Here is a 17,673-nt window from a genome sequence, read left to right on the forward strand (position 1 = left end):
GATGGATTGGCAGGTTGGAAGGCAAGGCGGGGCATACAGTGAACCCTGATGCCCTTGAGAATGACAACAAATCAATGAATATGGGAGTGATCGACATGACAGCAGTATTGAAACGTCTGAAGAAGGATGAGAAGGGCTTCACGCTGATCGAGCTTTTGGCTGTTATCGTTATTTTGGGTATTATTGCTGCGATTGCGATTCCTTTGATTGGGAGAGTAATGGACAATTCTAGAGACACTTCCGATTTGAACACGGCTCGTCAAATTAGAGATGCAGCTAAATTGTATGTAACAAGTGAAATGAATGGAAATGCAGGAGCTGGCGATCGAGTAATTCCTATTTATGGATCTGCAACCAGTCCTGGACTCGCTTCAGAGGGTTTTCTAGAGAACAATCTCACTTTACCGAGTACTGGAGCAGCTATCTCAGGAGGAAATGTCACATTTACGGACAATGAATTTGCGAGTATCAGTATTGATGTAGCAAACTCAGCTACTGATGTAGTATTCACAGCTGACCAATTACAATGATTTTAAGGTAAGCATGATCGTCATAATCACTCTTTACCTCTTCCTCCTAGGCCTCGCCTGCGGCTCGTTCTTCAACGTCGTCGGCCTGCGCGTGCCGCTCGGCCAGTCGCTCGTCGCGCCGCCGTCGAGCTGCCCGTCCTGCGGGCAGCGGCTCGCCGCGCGGGACCTCGTGCCCGTGCTGAGCTATGCGCTCAGCCGGGGACGCTGCCGACACTGCGCTGCGCCCGTGTCGGCGCTCTATCCGGCCGGCGAGCTGGCGGCCGGCCTGCTGTTCGTCTGGGCCTACCTCCGGTTCGGCCTGACGGCGCAGGGGGCGATCGGCATGCTGCTGGCCAGCCTCGCCGTCATCGTCACCGTGTCGGACATCCGCTATATGCGGATTCCCAACGCGGTGCTGCTGGCTTTCGCGCCGATACTTCTGGCGCTGCGCATATTCTGCCCCGGCGAGCACACCATCCTCTATTACCTGCTGGGCGCATTGGCAGGCGGAGGCATTCTGCTCGCCGCCGCCCTGCTCAGCCGGGGAGGGATGGGGCTCGGCGACGTCAAGCTGCTCGCGGTGCTCGGTCTCGCGCTCGGCTGGCCGGGAACGCTGCTGGCGCTCATGCTCGGCAGCCTGGCAGGCACGATCGGCGGCAGTATCCAGCTCCGGGCCAAGAAACGAAGCGGCGGCGCTGCGCGGCAGCCGATTCCGTTCGGGCCTTACCTGGCGCTGGGCGCGCTCATTGCTTACGGATACGGAGATGCGCTGATTGACGGTTACCTGACTTTATTCACATAGCGGGAAGTGATGATATCTATGCTCGCAATGGGCAGCAAGCGGATCGGGATGACGGTGGACGCCTCCGGAATCCGGTATGCGACTCTACGGAAGAAAAATGGATGGGAGATCGAGAAGACCGGCTTCTACCCGTTCCCGCCCGGGCTCATCGAGCAGGACGGAATCATCAATGACGAAAGCCTGCGCATCTCCATCCGCCAGTGGGCCAAGGAAGAGCGGCTGCAGGGGGCCTCGGCCATCCTCGCCGTGCCGACTTCCCAGGTCATCGTCCGGCGGCTGATGATTCCGGCGGTGAACGACAGGGAGCTTCGCGAGCTCATCCACCTCGAGGTGGAGACAGCGATGCATCTTCCCTTCGACAATCCCGTCTACGATTACGTGCCGGTCGTTCGCGGAGAGGAGACGACACAGGTTCTCGTCTACGCGGCTCCGCGCAGTTGGATCGATCCGCTCGTCTCCATGCTCCGGGAAGCCCGGATCAAGGTTGTCGGCACGGGCATCGCGGCGACGGCCATCCAGGGAGCGGTGAATCCGCTCAACCTGGAGCCGCCTTCGGGCCATATGTACATTCATCTCAAGGGAGCTTCGGTGGAGATCGCCATGTTCCACGAGGGGAATCCTGTCTTCATTCGTTCCATCGACGAAGACGGAACCTCGGAAGGGCTGAGCGGCCTGCGCGTCGGAGAGCTGACGGCCGAGATTTCGCGGATGCTCAGCTTCTACCAGTTCGGCATCCATGAAGGAAGCTCCAAGATTACGAAGGGCATCCTGTCCGGCGGAGGCGACAGCGCCAAAACGCTGATGAACGCTCTGCGCCAAGCGCTGCCGGATGTAGACTTCTATGAGGCGGGAGCGGCTTCCATCGCGGCCGGCATGGAATCGGACATCGCCGAGAATTATTTGATTCCCGGCGGCCTGCTCGTCCGCAGCGAATCGGTTCGGCGGCTCACGCTGCTGCCGCGCATCGATCGCGAGAAACGCTACGCTCCGCTGGCCGTGTCGCTGATCGCGGTCGCCTGGATCGCCTGCGCCGCTCTGTCCGTCTACGGCTATGCGGCGGCAACGGCAGATGCGTCCCGCAAAGAAGAGCGGATACTCGCTTTGGGCCAGGAGCGGCTTGCGCTGCAGCGGCAGATCAGCAAGGCCGGCAGCTCCGCGGCAAGCGGCTCCGATCCGTACGAGCAAGCCGAGCTGCTGCGCGCCTCCAAGCAGGATGTTGCCGCGCTCGCCCGCGGTCTGGAGGACATTCTGCCTCCGGCTTCCCGGCTCGTCAACTTCCGGTATGCCAAGGGAGGCCAGCTCCTCGCCGACGTCCGAATGGCGACGCTGGGCGATGCCTCGAAGTACCTGTTCGATCTGCGGAGGGTTTCCTGGATCGGCCATGCGGAGATGAACACGATCGCCGCCGCCGATTCGGGAGCCGTCCTTGGCCCGGGCGATGCCCGCACCGCTTCGGCTTTGACGGTTTCCTATTCCATCCGCATCATGCCGGCCAATCAACAGCAAGAGAAGGAGGCGACAGCCGATGGCACGGCGCCGTAATACGCTTATCCTGCTCACGGCTGTCATTCTGTTCCTGCTTCTGCTGCTGTACGCTTTCTACTTCGTCAAGCCGGCCTTCGACAAGTCCGCCTCTCTGGACGGAGAGATCGCCCAGCAAGAGAGGCTGACCGAAGTGCTGCGCAAGAAGCTGGCGGAAAAGCAGGTTGCAGCCGATGCCCGTCCCGTCGACGGCGTCCAGGGAGCGCTGCCCTACTGGGACAATACCGAGCAGCTGGCGCTCGATCTGGAGCGCATCGGCGCCGAAGCCAAGGTCAGCCATGCTTCGCTGAGCTTCGCCGGCGACTTGTCCGCGTCGGAGCCGCTGCTCGAACGCAGCGGGACGGCAGCCGGAACCGGCAGCGTCCAAGGCGCTGCCGCAGGCTCGGATGAAGCGGCTCCCGACGCCGCGTCCGATTCTCTGGCCGCTGCTGCGGAAGGCCAGACGGCATCGCCGGACGGGGCAGCCCAAGATGGCGGACAAGCCCAAGCCGCAGCGTCCGAACCCAAAAAGCTGCAGGTCGCTGCTGTGATCAAAGGCAGCTACGAGTCCATATTGGCTTACGTGGAACAGGTGAACCTCATGGAACGGATTACGACCGTCGACTCGCTCGAGATCGCCCGGGGCGCCTCCGGCTCGGAGGACGGACGGGAGCTGACCGTGAACTTCGCCTTCACGGCCTACTTCGACCCTTCCTACCGCAGCCAGGTCGAAGACGCCCTGCTTCCTTTCGCGGAGTCCTCCGCGCCAAGCCAGTAATTGCAAGCACTTCTTCATCCAAGCCGGTCCTCATGGACCGGCTTTTTCGCGTCTTTTCGGCCCCGAAGCTTCGACTGCAGCAGCCCTTCTTTCGCCTTATACCCGATTATGCCAAAAACTTTTCCCCTGATCTCCTTCAATCCCGACAGGCGCCACCTCCATTCGACGGGTTAAGCAATGAACTAAATCCCGTTAAGAATCTTTCAGAAGGTGAAATTCCCCGCATGGCCTGCAAGGTATGGACGCAGCCGCGCATCCCGCCGCTTCAAGCGCGGCAAGCTTTCTTGCCTGCCGCCGACAAACGCGCGCGGCGTATTCGCCAAGCCGGAGGTTTTGTCGGAAAAAACTTTTGGCGCGGACCCTTGTTCTGACAAACTTTCTTAAAACGGCCCTCTATAATCAGACCTACACAAAGCGGAAATGGTGGTGCCGGTATGAAGGAAAAGGCCAACATCGTCCTGTTCCCGGGACAGCAGCGGACAAGCCGTACGGCGGACGCGCTGCGCAAAGGAAAGGAAAGAGCCGCCTCCCTGAGAGCGGTGCAGCTGATCGCCTCGAAGAGGTGGACGATCTTGCTGGCTCTGGTCGGGTTCCTGCTCGGAAGGGCGGTCATTCTGGAAAATTTGATGCCGTTCGCTCCCGCATACTTCGCGGTCGTCTTCTTCCTCCGAAGGGACGTGTACAAGCTGGCGGCCGTGTCGCTCGTCGCGGGAAGCCTGCTGGCGGCGACGCCGAGCGTGATCCCGATCGCGATGGAGATCGCCGTGCTGTTCCTGCTCCTCAAGGGACTGGAAATGTACGAGAAGGCGGAGCTGTCCCAAGCCCCCATCCTCGTCTTCGCCGCCACGCTGGTCGTGAAGCTGTTCGGGGCGTTCGTCCACTCTACGCTCGGCTGGTACGATCTCATGATGGTCGGCGTGGAGTCGGCGCTGGCATTCGTCCTGACGCTCGTGTTCGTCCAGGCGATCCCGGTGCTGACGCTCACCCGCAAGAGCAATGCGCTCAAGAATGAGGAGATCATCTGCCTCATGATCCTGATGGCGTCGGTGATGACCGGGGCGGTCGGATGGAGCGTCTCGGGCTTGTCCCTGGAGCATGTGCTCTCCCGTTACATGCTGCTGCTGTTCGCGCTGGCGGGCGGAGCCCCCCTCGGCGCATCGGTCGGCGTCGTCGCCGGCCTCATCCTCAGCCTCGCCAACCTGAATGCGATCGTGCAGATGAGCCTGCTCGCGTTCTCCGGAATGCTTGCCGGGCTGATGAAGGAAGGCGGCCGGATGGCCGTTGCTTTCGGGATGCTGCTCGGTTCCTCCATTCTCTCTCTTTATATAGGAGGCCAGACGGATGTGATGGCCAGCACCTGGGAGTCGGTCGCAGCGGCGGCGCTGTTCCTGCTCACCCCCAAGATCGTGGTGAAGATGATCTCGAGGTATGTGCCCGGCACGAGCGAGCATGTGAAGTCCCAGCATGAATATGCGAAAAGAGTGCGGGAAGTAACGGCCCAGCGGGTCACGCAGTTCTCGGAAGTGTTCCGCCAGCTGGCGAGCAGCTTCGGACAGCTCAATACGCCGGCGGCGCAGAAGCCCGCGGAGGAAGAGATCCAGCATTTTATGAATGCAGCCTCCCAGAAGGTCTGCTCGAACTGCCACCGCAAGGATATGTGCTGGAACGGCAAGTTCTACGACACTTATAAGATGATGACGGAAATGATGACGGCGGTGGACGAGGGCCATGACGGAATCCGGAAGGACAAGCCCCGCACCTGGACGAGCCATTGCAGCAAAACCCATCTGGTGATAGCGGCGCTGCAGCAGCAGCATGAGCGGTACAAGCATGATCTTCATTGGAAAAAGCAGATCTTCGAATCGCGTCAGCTCGTTGCGGATCAGCTGAGCGGCGTCTCGCAGATCATGGAGGATCTCGCGCGGGAGATCCAGAGAGAGGGCCAGACGCTTCATCTGCAGGAGGAGCAGATCCGCGACGCGCTGGAGTCGCTGGGATTGTCCATACATGGACTCGATATTATCAGCCTGGAGGAAGGAAATGTTGAGATTGAGGTGTACCACACGTTCCCTAAGGGGCATGACGAAAGCCGCAAGATCATCGCGCCGCTGCTTAGTGATATCCTGGGCGAGCATGTCGCGGTAAAGGCGGAGCGGAATCCCGCCAAGCACGGAGAGCCGAACCTGGTCGTCTTCGGTTCCGCCAAGGAGTACGAGATCGTGACGGGCATCGCCGGAGCGGCCAAGGGCGGCGACCTGCTGTCGGGAGACAGCTTCAGCACCGTCGAGCTTGGCAACGGCAAGTTCGCGGTCGCCATCAGCGACGGCATGGGTAACGGGGAGCGGGCGCGGCTGGAGAGCAGCACAGCGCTCAGCATCCTGCAGCAGCTGCTGCAGTCCGGCATGGACGAGCAGCTGGCGATCAAGTCGGTCAACTCGGTGCTGATGCTCCGATCGCCGGATGAGATGTTCGCCACGGTCGACGTGGCTCTGATCGATATGTACACGGCCAATACGACCTTCATGAAGATCGGGTCGACGCCAAGCTTCATCAAGAGGGGCAATGAGGTCATACCCGTGGCGGCCAACAACCTGCCGATCGGCATTTTGCAGGAAATCGACGTCGATCTCATCAGCATGCAGCTGCAGCCGGGGGACACGCTCATCATGATGACGGACGGAATCTACGATGCGCCGGGCCACGCGGTGAACAAGGAGCTGTGGATGAAAAGGGTGATCCAGGAGATGCAGACGACGGATCCGCAGGAGATTGCCGATACGCTGCTGGAGCGGGTCGTTCGCCACTACAAAGGCGAGATCGTCGACGACATGACGGTCGTCGTGGCGAAGATTGAGAAGCATGTGCCGGAATGGGCGTCCTTCCGCTGGCAGGGAGTGAACAAGTTCGAGCGTCCCCGCACGGTGAGCTGAAGTCGCTTTGTTTTCCCCCCAAGTCCGTTCCTTGCGCCCGAGATCGGCGTGAGGGCTATGATAGCCGTCTCCCTTGCGGAGCGTCCAAAACCCAATTATTTAGGAGGAACAATTCCCATGGCGATATCCATCCGTAAAAGCGGTGCCCGTTCCCGTAAAAAGCGCGAGAATCTGCTCATGAAGCAGCTTCAAAGGCTGGAGGAGATCAAGCGGCAGGAAGAGGAGGCCCGCAAGCTGGAGGAAGAGCGGCGGCGCGAGGCGGAGCGGGCCAAGCGCCGCGAGGAAGAGCTGAGGCTCGAGGAGCTGCGCTTGCAGGAGATGCTGCTGAGGGAGATGGACCGGATGCGCCTGCGGACCGACCGCAAGCGCGGCAAGCGGCTCTGGACAGCGGAAGAGCGGATGGCGCAGCGCGTCTTCGCGGCGGCTTTGATGGAGACGGCAGCAGCGTCGGCAGCCGCCCATCAGGCAGAGCAGAGAGGGTATGCCGAAGGCAGGATGGAGGTGCTGTCCGCGGGCGGCGGCAAGCCGGGCTTGCATCGACAAGCGGAGCGGTCGTCGCAGCTGGTCGCGGTGCAGGGCGGACGATCGGCGTCTCAAGCGAGGGATGGCTCGCCGACAGGCCGGCTTGCGGAGCAGCAAGCCTCCGGGGATGACAGCATGAGTGCGGATAAGAGAACGAAGTCAGCAGGATTTCATCCGAAGATAGAGGTTGTCGTCGCACAGCTTGAGGAGAAGCCGGCCATGCGTCGACGAACGGCCTGGCTCCATGACCGCCGAATGCGGCTCGGTCCGGCAAGAAGTCCATGCGGCGAGTGCGTGGAGAGAGGCTCCTTCGGGAGCCGGAAAGAGGAGGTGACGAAAGGCCTGGACTAAGACCCGATTCCAATATCGCCCGCCCTCATCCGGGCAAGGCGTTCCCATAAAGCAGACCGGCAGCCCCCATTCGGGCTGCCGGTCTTTTTTTGCCTGCACCTCTTGACAGGGTGATGCATAGGTTATATGGTTAGTTACATGAGTAATTAACCAATTGGGTGGTGGATATAGTGACGTTTCCGGTGGATGACGGCCGCCCGATTTTCATGCAGGTTGCCGAGCGGATTGAGGACGACATCGTCGATGGAAGTCTGGCGGAGGAAGCGCAGGCGCCGTCGACCACTCATTTCGCCCAGTTCTACGGAATCAATCCGGCGACGGCGGCCAAGGGAGTGAATCTATTGGTGGATCAAGGCATTCTCTACAAGAAGCGGGGAATCGGCATGTTCGTGGCGGAGGGCGCAAGGGAGAAGCTGCTGGCGCGCAGGCGCAATCAGTTCTACGAGCAGTATATCGTGCCGCTGCTGCAGGAGGCGGAGAAGCTGGGCATAAGCGGGGAGCAGCTCGCTTCGCTCATAACGGACAAAGGGAGGGGCGGATGACATGCATGCCGTGGAACTGAATGGGCTTACGAAGACCTATGGAGGGCAGCACGCGCTGGACGGCATTACGCTGAAGATGGAGGAGAACCGGATCTATGGGCTGCTCGGACGCAATGGGGCGGGCAAGACGACTCTTATGCATGTGCTGACCGCCCAGTTGTTCGCCACATCGGGAGAAGTCAAGGTGTTCGGCAGCCATCCTTTCGAGAACGAAGAGATGCTCCGCAAAATCTGCTTCATTAAAGAGAGCCAGAAATACCTGGAAAACTTCCATGTGCACGATGTCCTGGCCGTAGCTTCGTCGCTGTACCCGCGCTGGAGCCAGGAGACGGCGGAGCAGCTGCTCAAGGAATTCCGTCTGCCGGTGAAGAAGCGCGTGAAGAAGCTCTCCCGCGGCATGCTGTCTGCTGTCGGCATCATCGTCGGCCTTGCCAGCCGCGCCGAGCTGACGCTGTTCGATGAGCCTTACCTCGGCCTGGATGCGGTCGCGCGGGAAATCTTCTATCGCAATCTGATTCAGGAATACGCCGAGCTTCCCCGTACGATCGTGCTTTCATCCCACCTTATCGACGAAGTGAGCGGGCTGCTGGAGCACATCTATCTGATCGACCGCGGCAGGCTTATTCTGGACGAGGAAGCGGAGCTGCTTCGGTCGCGGGCGTACAGCGTGGCAGGTCCGGCAGCCAAGGTGGACGCCTTCCTTCGGGGACGAAGCGTGCTGGGCAAGGAGCCTCTGGGTGGATTTCTCCGCGCCTCAGTGTTCGGAGAGCTGGGCGACGGCGGCATGGCGGCAGCCAAGACGGCTGGCCTTGAGGCGGCGCCGCTCACCCTGCAGCAGCTGGTCGTGCAGATGACCGCAAATGAATCCGGAAACGAGGAGGGATCGGCATGAACCGGACGGCAAGCGTAGCGCTCATGCATGCCAGGGACAAGTGGACCTGGCTGTACATTCCCTGGATGGTGCTCCTGTCAAGCTTCATCGTCAATTTTGCGATCGGACTCATCGCGCGGCCGGAAAATTTCACGACGGGCGGACTGTTGTCCATCCTGATCTATATGCTGGTGGCCGGCATGGTCGTCATCCACCAGACGTTCTCCTTCTCGCTCGGGCTTTGTATCACCCGCCGCAGCTATTTTGCCGGGACGGCCGCGGCGGCCGGCGGATTCATTCTCCTGTCGGCCTTGCTGCTGACCGTTATGCTTCTGCTGGAACAGGCGACCGATGGCTGGGGAGTCGGTCTTCATTTCTTCGAGATTCCTTACCTCAGCGATTCCGGAGCGGGACTCGCGCTATGGACGTTCTTCAGCCTGCTGCTGTTCATGTTTTTCGGAGGCATGGCGACGGGAAGCCTGTTCCGCCGCTTCGGCAAGAAAGGATTGTTCTCCTTCTTCCTCCTGTCGATGCTCGGCTTAGGAGGCTGGACGGCGGTCGTGACGGCCAAAAACTGGTGGCGGGGCGTCGGCAGTTGGCTCATGAAGCTCGACTTTACGATCGTCCAGACGACATTCCTCCTGCTCGCCTGCACGTTGGCGCTGGCCGCCGTCTCGTACATGCTGCTCCGGCGTTCCACGGTTCAGGCGTAGAAAATCGAAAGAGGCTGTCCCATTAAGTCACCAACAATGACTTATGAGACAGCCTCTTATAGCAGAGACAAAGGTTACGGTTTCAAAATGTCATCGATTTTTTGCAATTCCTCGGTGCTGAATTCAAGGTTGTTTAGAGCGGCAACATTTTCTTCGATTTGGCTTACTTTGCTCGCTCCGATCAGTGCGGAGGTTACTCTGCCGCCGCGAAGCACCCAAGCAAGAGACATTTGCGCGAGGCTTTGTCCGCGTGCGGCCGCCACCTCATTCAGTTTTCTCACCTTCTGGACCGTCTCTTCCTTGACGTCGTTCTCGCGAAGAAACGTGTTCGGCTTTGCTGCTCTGGAATCGCTCGGAACTCCAGACAAATAGCGGCTTGTCAACAGCCCTTGAGCCAGCGGACAGAAGGCGATGCTGCCTGTACCATTTTCTTCAAGCACATCAAGCAGACCATCCTCCACCCAACGATTGAGCATCGAGTAGGAAGGTTGATGAATGAGCATCGGCGTGCCGAGCTGCTTCAAAATCTGGATGGCTTCGGCCGATTGTTCGGGGCTGTAGCTCGAAATGCCTACGTAAAGCGCTTTCCCTTGACGAACGACTTGATCGAGCGCCGCCATCGTTTCTTCCATTGGTGTTTCCGGGTCCGGTCGATGAGAATAGAAAATATCGACGTAGTCCAGTCCCATCCGTTTCAAGCTTTGGTCCAAGCTGGCAATCAGGTACTTCCTGGAACCCCATTCTCCGTAAGGACCTTCCCACATCCCATATCCGGCTTTCGTCGAGACGACGAGCTCGTCCCGATAAGGTTTCAAATCCTTTCGCAGCACTTCGCCGAACGTTTCTTCTGCAGATCCTGGAGGCGGCCCATAATTGTTAGCCAAATCGAAATGCGTAATCCCCAGATCGAATGCCCGGAGCAGCATGGCTCGGGAATTTTCGAAACTATCGACCCCCCCGAAATTATGCCACAAGCCGAGCGAAATTCCGGGGAGCTTAAGTCCGGATTTTCCGGTGCGGAAATATTTCATGGAACCGTAGCGGTTTTTATTTGCTTGATAAGGCACGATATCACGATCCTTTCATCTGTGCTTCGTATGGTTTGCATGGGTAATCAAAAGAAACGGCTATTCTGCGGGCAATTCTTGGATTTTGGGTTATGACCGCTGATTATTCGAGAGTAATGTCATTTACAACAGCCGTGGTGGCAGCTTCGCTTGCATGTGAAGTAATAGCCAGACCTAAATAAAATTCATGAGAAAGCTTCATCGTAAATTGAGTATAGCGCTTCCAAGACCGACCGTCCGAGCTGTGAAATGCCGTGAATTCGTCGCCAATCCGTTTCAGACGCAGCCATGTATCCGGATATTGGACAGGGAACTCCGGCGGCACCGTTGTATAATCATCGGGATAGATTGCAACGCTATCGCCGCCCGCTGTCTCACGGTATTGAAACTCGCAGCCTCCGTTGTTTTTATTTCGCAGGCTATTATCGGGGAATGCCATCATATATACGTGAGGGCTGTCGGCGTCCAGAGCTGCACGAGCCATTATCCCTGCCTTCGTATATAAGTGAGGCATGTCCAGCGACTCCAAACGGACTTTAAAATCAAAGTCGCCTGTATGAATGACATAGGCAAAATGGAACTGATCTCTGACACCCCATATGTCTTCGCCGCCCGCGACAATTTCGTAACGTCCGGCTTGCTGTTTGAATGAACCTTGTATCGAAGGGTCTCCAATATTCGCGCTTGATAAGATGATATTTCCCACATCTATCCCTCAATCCGATTTATATTATTCAGCTATCTTCCCGTTCTCAGGCTTTGATTGAGACTGGCGGCATTCTTTTTGATCCCACTCGTCTTAGGAACCTTCCCATATGCAGTTCCCGGTTTAATCTCCTCCTATCTGTGCTTATTCAAAAATAAAGGAAGCGAAGGAATAATTCCATGTTGTCATGAAAGATTAATATGGCATAATGAAAGGAATTGTTGGTGAGGGGGAGTCGAAATGGATACCGGGTTTGACTTACTTTATCATTATCACGGGCAAGAAATCCGGCTGTCCTGGTCATAACTGGGGGCCTGGGGTCAAGGACCACTATAAGTTCCATTTCATTCATTCCGGAAAAGGTGTCTTCAAGGCGGAAGGGAAGACCTGGTCTCTGGGCAGGGGGCAAGGTTTTTTGATTTACCCCGATTCGGTATCGCAATATACCGCCGACGAAACGGATCCGTGGATTTGTTCGTGGCTGGCGTTCAGCGGCAGTTCTGCGGAACCATTGCTTGCGGAAATTAATTTGACGCGAGACAATCCCATATTCTTCGCTGCAGACTACTCGTGGTTTGAGACGTTCATCCATGCATTCGATGCTCATAGCGCATATAGTGCAAGCTTGGCATTCGCTCGCCAAAGTTCGCTATACCGCTTTTTCAAAGAGCTCGCCGACCTGGCTGTTGTCACGCAACGAAACCAGAGCGGTAGGCCGCAGGGCCAGAAAGAGCGGTATATCCGTCAAGCAATAGGGTATGTGCACATGAATTTCGGCAACCGGATTTACATATCCGACATCGCGCTTAACGTCGGCATCGATCGGATTTACCTGGCAAGCCTGTTCAAGGAGGCCTTGTCCATGTCGCCACAGGACTATCTGATGAAATACCGAATGGAGAAAGCCTGCGAACTGCTTCGCGACTCCCGTTTGTCGATCGCCGACATTGCGCGCTCTGTCGGATATGAGGACCCGCTTCTTTTTTCCAAAATGTTTAAGAAGAAAATAGGAATACCGCCCCGGAATTTTCGAACGATTAGGTCTATTCGAAATAATGCCGAATAATTGAAAGAAATAACTAGAGGCCGTTGTTGCTTCATGACCATAAAACTCCCTTTTGTGTACGGGTTAATTGAGTTTGGTTGGAGTATGGCCGGAATGATTTATTGCCTGAGCACGTAGAATCAGTTCGAATCACGCTCAATCGGGTCTGTAGATGGAGGCTCATGAAGCTCGACTTTACGATCGTCCAGACGACATTCCTCCTGCTCGCCTGCGCCTTGACTGGCCGCCGTCTCTTATATGCTGCTGCGGCGCTCCACCGTCCAGGCCTAAAGGCCGCTTTCTATCCGCGTTCCCCTGCCGAGGGGAACGCGGTTTTTTTGTTTTGCCTGCGGAATGGATATAATAGAGGCAAGTCGATATTACCGGAAGCAGAGAAAGAAGGAGAGAGTGGAATGGCCAAGCTGTCGGACAAGATCATCGTCAAGAACCTCGAGCTGAAGAACCGGATCGTCATGCCGCCGATGTGCCAATACTCGGTTGATGCCGAGGACGGCACGCCGAACGAATGGCATTATGTGCATTATGTCTCGCGGGCGGTTGGTGGAGCCGGGCTGATTATTATGGAAATGACCAATGTCGAGCCGGACGGACGGATTACGAACCGCTGCCTCGGCCTGTGGTCGGATGAGCAGATTCCGGCCTATAAGCGCATCGTGGACGAGTGCCGGCGCTACGGCGCCAAGGTCGGGGTGCAGATCGCGCATGCCGGACGCAAGGCGACCGATGCGGCGGTGCCGGTCAGCTCTTCTCCGATTCCCGTCGAGCCGGAGGGCTGGAAGACTCCCCGGGAGCTTACGACGGAGGAGGCGGAAGCCCAGGTGGAGCTGTTCCGTCAAGCCGCCCGCCGCGCGGTGGAAGCCGGGTTCGACACGATCGAGCTGCATGGCGCCCACGGCTATTTGATCCATCAGTTCCATTCCCCGTCTCTCAACCATCGGACGGACAAGTACGGACAGGACAAAATGCTCTTCGGCTGCGAGGTGATCCGGGCGGTCAAAGAGGTGCTGCCGGAAGGCATGCCGCTCGTCATGCGGATCTCGGCCATCGAATACATCGCAGGAGGGTACGATCTGGACTACGGCGCCGAGCTGGCCCGCCGCTATCAGGAAGCCGGAGTCGATGCCTTTCATGTTTCCTCCGGCGGCGAGGCGCCTCCGAACGGCGATCTGAAGCCGGGCAACTACCCTGCCTATCAGGTTCCGATGGCTCGCAGGATCAAGGAAGAGACGGGCCTCCCCGTCATCGCTGTCGGCATGCTCGACGAGCCCGAAGTCGCCGCCGCGGTCGTCGGAACGGGCGATGCGGATCTGGCGGCCGTCGGCCGCGGGATGCTGCGCAATCCTTACTGGGCGGTCAATGCCATCCTCAAGACGGAGGGCGGCCGCACGGAGCAGGTTCCTTACAAACGGGGATATCCTCTGCGCTAAGTTATGAATCCTTCCAGAATCGGGAAAGCTGGTAGATAGATAAGTTGATTTCTAGACTTACCTGCATCCCAAGTTCTGGAGGGCAAATCATGAAACAAATTCTGCTTATAACGGACGGCTGCTCCAATGTCGGCCTCAGCCCCGTCGTGGCGGCGGCTCAGGCGCTGTCGGACGGCATTACGGTGAATGTGGTCGGCGTGCTCGACGGCGGGGACCTCGGCGAATACGGAGCCAAGGAAATTCAGGAGATCGCCCATGCGGGCGGCGGCATGAGCCGGATGGCGAGCACCCGCCAGCTGTCGCAGACAGTGCAGATGATGACGCGCAAAACCGTCGTGCAGACGATCCAGCAGGTCGTGCAGAAGGAACTGAAGTCGGTGCTCGGCGGCCAAGGCGCCATCGAGGAGCTGCCGCCGGAGAAGCGCAGCGAGGTCGTGCGCGTGATGGACGAGCTCGGAGAGACGAGCAAGCTGCGGGTCGCGCTGCTCATCGACGCCAGCGCAAGCATGAAGCCCAAGATGGCGGCCGTGGAGGAAGCCATCCGCGACCTGATGCTCAGCCTGCAGTCGAGGCAGGGAATCAGCGAGCTGTCCGTCTTTCATTTCCCAGGCAATGGGCATGGCGACGACGCTTCCCTGGATATGGACTGGACGACGAACCTGAGCGGCGTGCAGTCTCTGTTTCCCAAGCTGCAGATGCGCGGCACGACGCCGACAGGCCCCGCTCTGCTGCAGGTCATCGAGCATTATCGCGGCAGGGACGACCGGCGGCGGGGCGGCGAAGAGGACGGGATGATGAGTGGATACGTCGTTTAAGCTTCATTTGGATAAAGGCATGGTCATCACCGGCAAGTGGCGCAAACGCCGCTACCGGGTCGAGCGCATGCTCGGAGAAGGGGCCAACGGCAAAGTGTACCTGGTCGAGCGGGACCGGCGCCTGCTGGCGCTGAAGGTCGGCTCGGACACGGTCGACCTGCAGTCCGAGATCAACGTGCTGCAGGCGCTGGAAGGCCGGGCCGGGAGCCGGGCCGAGCCTTTCCTGCATGACGTCGACGATTTGAAGCTCGCAGGCGGCAAGGAATATCCATTCTATGTGATGAAATATGTGCGGGGAACGAAGCTCCCCGCCTTTCTTGCTGCCCGGGGGCCGGAATGGTTTCCGATCGCGGGCTACAACCTGCTGCAGCGTCTGGCCGAGCTGCATGAGTCGGGATGGGCCTTCGGCGATCTCAAGATGGACAATATTCTCGCAGCCGAATACGGGCATGTGGAGCTGGTCGATTACGGAGGCGTTACAGCGTTCGGCAAGAGCATCCGCCAATTCACGGAGATTTACGACCGCGGCTATTGGAATGCGGGCACTCGCGCTTCGGACGCGGCCTACGACCTTTTCTCCTTCGGGGTGCTGTGCGTCCAGCTGTTTCAAGAAAAGGCGCTCTACCGCCATACGGCCGGCACCTTGCCGCAAAACCGCTCGCCGCAGGAGCTGCTGAAGCTTGCTTCAGAATGCCCCGAGCTGCGTCCGTTCGCAGGCTGGCTGGAGAGGGCGTTTGCCGGCGGCTTCCGAAATGCGGAGGAGGCGGGCGCGGCATGGAGCGTCGTCATGCGGAGAATCGGGACGGGAGGCGGCCCCAAGAAGCGGAAGGGCGCCGTTCCGGGATGGACGAAGGCGCTGTTCCTGCTGTCGTCCGGGGCGCTCGCCGCGGTCCTGTACTGGCTTCTGCTCGGCCAGGGATAAGAAAAGGCGTTCTTAAAGGGGGAGGGTTGGAGCATGGAGAGGCTGGTCGAAGAGCTGGAGCGCGGATTCAAGGATCGCCTCTGGGAACGGGGGGCGGCGATCGTCGTCGCCGTCAGCGGGGGGCCGGATTCCATGGCTTTGCTGCATGCGCTCCATGCAGCTGCCGGGCGCTGGGAGCTGCGGCTTGGGGCGGCCCATGCGAATCACGGCTTCAGGCCGGAGGAGTCAAGGTCCGAGCATGAGGGAGTGCGGGCTTTCGCCGAGCGGCTCGGCATCCCTTTTTATTCCGCGGAGCTGGATGTGCCGGCTTATCTGGAGAGAAGAGGCGGCAACAAGCAGGATGCGGCCCGCAAGCTGCGCTACAAGTTCCTGCATGAAGCCGCGGCAGCCCACGGGGCGTCGGCGATCGCGCTTGCCCACCATGCGGACGACCAGGCGGAGACCGTGCTGATGCGGATCATCCGTGGCACGGCGCCGTCCGGCCTTGCGGGCATTGCGCCCCGGCGCAGCGAAGGGGGAGTGGAACTTATCCGTCCTCTCCTGCGTATAGGCAAGTCGGACCTCCTGGATTACTGCAGCCGCTTCGGCGTTCCTTCCTTCACGGACAGCAGCAACGAACATCCGGATTACTTCCGCAACGCCGTTCGGCTCGAGGCGATTCCTTCGCTGGAGCGTTTCAACTCCCGGCTCCGGCCGTCGCTGTGCCGGCTTGCCGAGGCCGCCTCGGCGGAAGCGGATTTCCTGGACCGGGAAACGGAGTCCCTCCATCGGTCTCTGGTCGCCTCCACCGCAGGCGGAATGACGATGCGTGGCGCGGATTTGGCGGGTCTCCACGTCGCTTTACAAAGGAGATTGATTAAACTAATATTAGATTATCTCGCTCTGGAAAAGGAACCCACCGGGTTTGAAGAGGTGGAGAATATACGTCTTGGCGCCCTGGCGGCGGAGCCGTCCAACTGGCGCATCGACCTCTCCCGCGGACTGCGCTTCCGCCGGGAATACGGGCAGCTCTCCTGGGAGCGGCGCCCCGCCGTGAAGGCAGCCCTGGAGGAACGCGAGGCTCCGCTGGACGGACGGCTCGTTCTTGAAGAGGCGGGCCTTCTGTTTGCATTCCGGACGCTGGAAGATCTGGACGGGGACGCAGTCGGGAAGGCGGCGCAGGCTGGTCCGCACCGCGCCGTATTCGACCTGGATAAGCTGTCGCTTCCTCTTCCCGTGCGGCCCCGCAGGGCAGGCGACCGGATGAGCGCCATGGGACTAAACGGCACCAAAAAGGTGCAAGATATGTTCGTTGACGCCAAGGTTCCGCCTTCCCGCAGGGACTTGCTGCCGCTTCTGTGCGACGGCGAGGGAACAATCCTTTGGATTCCGGGCATCCGCCGCTCGGCGGAAGCTGCGGCGGAGCCGGAGAGCCGGCGGCTGCTCGTCGTCGAATCGGCGCCGAATCCGGCCCGAGGCCTCGGCAGCGAAGAGAATGGAGAATAACCAGGCTTATTGGATTCATAATTATAGGATTAAGGTCATCGGGAGGAACACAACTTGCATAACGACATTCAAGAGATTCTGCACAGCGAGGAAGAGATCCAGAGGAAGGTCAAGGAGCTCGGAGAGATTCTGACCGGCGATTACGAAGGCCGCAATCCGCTTGTCATCTGTGTGCTCAAGGGCGCGTTTATCTTCATGGCGGACCTGGTTAAGGAAATACGCGTGCCTCTGGAAATGGACTTCATGGCCGTATCGAGCTACGGAGCTTCAACGAAATCCTCCGGGGTCGTCAAGATCATCAAGGATTTGGACGTTTCCGTGGAAGGCCGCGACGTGCTGATCGTGGAGGATATCATCGACAGCGGGCTCACGCTCAGCTATCTGATCGACGTGCTTGAGAGGCGCAACGCCAAGTCCGTCACGGTCGTCACCCTCTTCGACAAGCCGTCGGGACGCTCGGTCGATCTCGATGCCGACTATACCGGCTTCACGCTGCCGGATGCTTTCGTCGTCGGATACGGCCTCGACTATGCGGAATACTACCGCAATCTCCCTTACATCGGCATCCTGAAACCGGAAGTCTACACCAAATAGTCCCTTTGCGATTTCCCTTGCCTGCCCTGAACCGGGGTTCTGTTGAGATGGT

At 58.9% G+C, this 17,673-nt stretch carries 17 protein-coding genes; 15 read left to right on the forward strand and 2 right to left on the reverse strand.

Annotation, left to right across the window (positions count from 1 at the left end; genetic code table 11):
- Positions 1 to 14 precede the first annotated feature (14 nt).
- The 9 genes from AC06G8_RS00325 (at position 15) to AC06G8_RS00365 (ending at position 9,539) form a co-directional block, all read left to right on the forward strand.
- Positions 15 to 530, forward strand: coding sequence for a type II secretion system protein (locus AC06G8_RS00325; protein ID WP_447665156.1), 516 nt, complete (start codon positions 15 to 17; stop codon positions 528 to 530).
- 13 nt (positions 531 to 543) lie between these two features.
- On the forward strand, positions 544 to 1,311 hold the full coding sequence (locus AC06G8_RS00330; protein ID WP_447665157.1) for a prepilin peptidase: 768 nt from the start codon (positions 544 to 546) through the stop codon (positions 1,309 to 1,311).
- An 18-nt stretch (positions 1,312 to 1,329) separates the two neighbouring features.
- Positions 1,330 to 2,853, forward strand: a complete 1,524-nt coding sequence (pilM, locus tag AC06G8_RS00335; RefSeq protein WP_447665158.1) for a type IV pilus biogenesis protein PilM — start codon at positions 1,330 to 1,332, stop codon at positions 2,851 to 2,853.
- A complete protein-coding gene (gene pilO, locus AC06G8_RS00340; protein ID WP_447665159.1) occupies positions 2,837 to 3,610 on the forward strand; it encodes a type 4a pilus biogenesis protein PilO in 774 nt (257 codons plus the stop codon). The genes pilM and pilO overlap by 17 nt, the downstream gene beginning before the upstream one ends.
- A 434-nt stretch (positions 3,611 to 4,044) precedes the next feature.
- Positions 4,045 to 6,540: a stage II sporulation protein E gene (spoIIE, locus tag AC06G8_RS00345; RefSeq protein WP_447665160.1), complete on the forward strand. Its 2,496-nt coding sequence runs from the start codon at positions 4,045 to 4,047 to the stop codon at positions 6,538 to 6,540.
- Positions 6,541 to 6,657: 117 nt separating this feature from the next.
- Positions 6,658 to 7,413 carry a hypothetical protein gene (locus tag AC06G8_RS00350; RefSeq protein WP_447665161.1) on the forward strand — a complete coding sequence of 252 codons (756 nt, stop codon included), beginning with the start codon at positions 6,658 to 6,660 and terminating at the stop codon, positions 7,411 to 7,413.
- Positions 7,414 to 7,583: 170 nt separating this feature from the next.
- Positions 7,584 to 7,955: a GntR family transcriptional regulator gene (locus AC06G8_RS00355; protein WP_447665162.1), complete on the forward strand. Its 372-nt coding sequence runs from the start codon at positions 7,584 to 7,586 to the stop codon at positions 7,953 to 7,955.
- 1 nt (position 7,956) lies between these two features.
- Entirely contained in the window at positions 7,957 to 8,847 is an 891-nt protein-coding gene (locus AC06G8_RS00360) for an ABC transporter ATP-binding protein (RefSeq protein WP_480284076.1), read from the forward strand.
- A complete protein-coding gene (locus AC06G8_RS00365; RefSeq protein ID WP_447665164.1) occupies positions 8,844 to 9,539 on the forward strand; it encodes a hypothetical protein in 696 nt (231 codons plus the stop codon). Before AC06G8_RS00360 ends, AC06G8_RS00365 begins: the two co-directional genes overlap by 4 nt.
- Before the next feature lie 74 nt (positions 9,540 to 9,613).
- Here the strand turns inward: AC06G8_RS00365 and mgrA are convergent, their stop codons facing one another.
- Positions 9,614 to 10,606: an L-glyceraldehyde 3-phosphate reductase gene (mgrA, locus tag AC06G8_RS00370; RefSeq protein ID WP_447665165.1), complete on the reverse strand. Its 993-nt coding sequence runs from the start codon at positions 10,604 to 10,606 to the stop codon at positions 9,614 to 9,616.
- 103 nt (positions 10,607 to 10,709) lie between these two features.
- Positions 10,710 to 11,312, reverse strand: a complete 603-nt coding sequence (locus tag AC06G8_RS00375; protein WP_447665166.1) for a DUF1349 domain-containing protein — start codon at positions 11,310 to 11,312, stop codon at positions 10,710 to 10,712.
- Positions 11,313 to 11,520: 208 nt separating this feature from the next.
- Between AC06G8_RS00375 and AC06G8_RS00380 the strand changes: the two genes are divergently transcribed.
- The 6 genes from AC06G8_RS00380 (at position 11,521) to hpt (ending at position 17,621) form a co-directional block, all read left to right on the forward strand.
- Positions 11,521 to 12,378 carry an AraC family transcriptional regulator gene (locus tag AC06G8_RS00380; RefSeq protein ID WP_480284077.1) on the forward strand — a complete coding sequence of 286 codons (858 nt, stop codon included), beginning with the start codon at positions 11,521 to 11,523 and terminating at the stop codon, positions 12,376 to 12,378.
- A gap of 392 nt (positions 12,379 to 12,770) precedes the next feature.
- The gene (locus AC06G8_RS00385) at positions 12,771 to 13,805 is read left to right on the forward strand and encodes an NADH:flavin oxidoreductase/NADH oxidase (protein WP_447665168.1); all 1,035 of its coding nucleotides are present in this window, start codon (positions 12,771 to 12,773) and stop codon (positions 13,803 to 13,805) included.
- A gap of 89 nt (positions 13,806 to 13,894) precedes the next feature.
- On the forward strand, positions 13,895 to 14,620 hold the full coding sequence (locus AC06G8_RS00390) for a vWA domain-containing protein (protein ID WP_447665169.1): 726 nt from the start codon (positions 13,895 to 13,897) through the stop codon (positions 14,618 to 14,620).
- Complete coding sequence (locus tag AC06G8_RS00395) at positions 14,604 to 15,542, forward strand: protein kinase domain-containing protein (RefSeq protein ID WP_447665170.1); 939 nt, start codon at positions 14,604 to 14,606, stop codon at positions 15,540 to 15,542. The genes AC06G8_RS00390 and AC06G8_RS00395 overlap by 17 nt, the downstream gene beginning before the upstream one ends.
- Positions 15,543 to 15,575: 33 nt before the next feature.
- Positions 15,576 to 17,027 (forward strand): tRNA lysidine(34) synthetase TilS, encoded by a 1,452-nt coding sequence (gene tilS / locus AC06G8_RS00400; protein WP_480284078.1) that lies wholly within the window; start codon positions 15,576 to 15,578, stop codon positions 17,025 to 17,027.
- 54 nt (positions 17,028 to 17,081) lie between these two features.
- Positions 17,082 to 17,621 (forward strand): hypoxanthine phosphoribosyltransferase, encoded by a 540-nt coding sequence (gene hpt, locus AC06G8_RS00405; protein WP_021878939.1) that lies wholly within the window; start codon positions 17,082 to 17,084, stop codon positions 17,619 to 17,621.
- Positions 17,622 to 17,673 lie beyond the last annotated feature (52 nt).

The organism is Paenibacillus sp. SJS-P3 (genome assembly GCF_056711585.1).

Bases quoted from the DNA above. Each gene is read 5' to 3' on its own strand.
- AC06G8_RS00330 (WP_447665157.1), top strand. From the start codon at position 544: ATGATCGTCATAATCACTCTTTACCTCTTCCTCCTAGGCCTCGCCTGC.
- pilM (WP_447665158.1), top strand. From the start codon at position 1,330: ATGCTCGCAATGGGCAGCAAGCGGATCGGGATGACGGTGGACGCCTCC.
- pilO (WP_447665159.1), top strand. From the start codon at position 2,837: ATGGCACGGCGCCGTAATACGCTTATCCTGCTCACGGCTGTCATTCTG.
- spoIIE (WP_447665160.1), top strand. From the start codon at position 4,045: ATGAAGGAAAAGGCCAACATCGTCCTGTTCCCGGGACAGCAGCGGACA.
- AC06G8_RS00350 (WP_447665161.1), top strand. From the start codon at position 6,658: ATGGCGATATCCATCCGTAAAAGCGGTGCCCGTTCCCGTAAAAAGCGC.
- AC06G8_RS00360 (WP_480284076.1), top strand. From the start codon at position 7,957: ATGCATGCCGTGGAACTGAATGGGCTTACGAAGACCTATGGAGGGCAG.
- AC06G8_RS00365 (WP_447665164.1), top strand. From the start codon at position 8,844: ATGAACCGGACGGCAAGCGTAGCGCTCATGCATGCCAGGGACAAGTGG.
- AC06G8_RS00380 (WP_480284077.1), top strand. From the start codon at position 11,521: ATGAAAGGAATTGTTGGTGAGGGGGAGTCGAAATGGATACCGGGTTTG.
- AC06G8_RS00385 (WP_447665168.1), top strand. From the start codon at position 12,771: ATGGCCAAGCTGTCGGACAAGATCATCGTCAAGAACCTCGAGCTGAAG.
- AC06G8_RS00390 (WP_447665169.1), top strand. From the start codon at position 13,895: ATGAAACAAATTCTGCTTATAACGGACGGCTGCTCCAATGTCGGCCTC.
- tilS (WP_480284078.1), top strand. From the start codon at position 15,576: ATGGAGAGGCTGGTCGAAGAGCTGGAGCGCGGATTCAAGGATCGCCTC.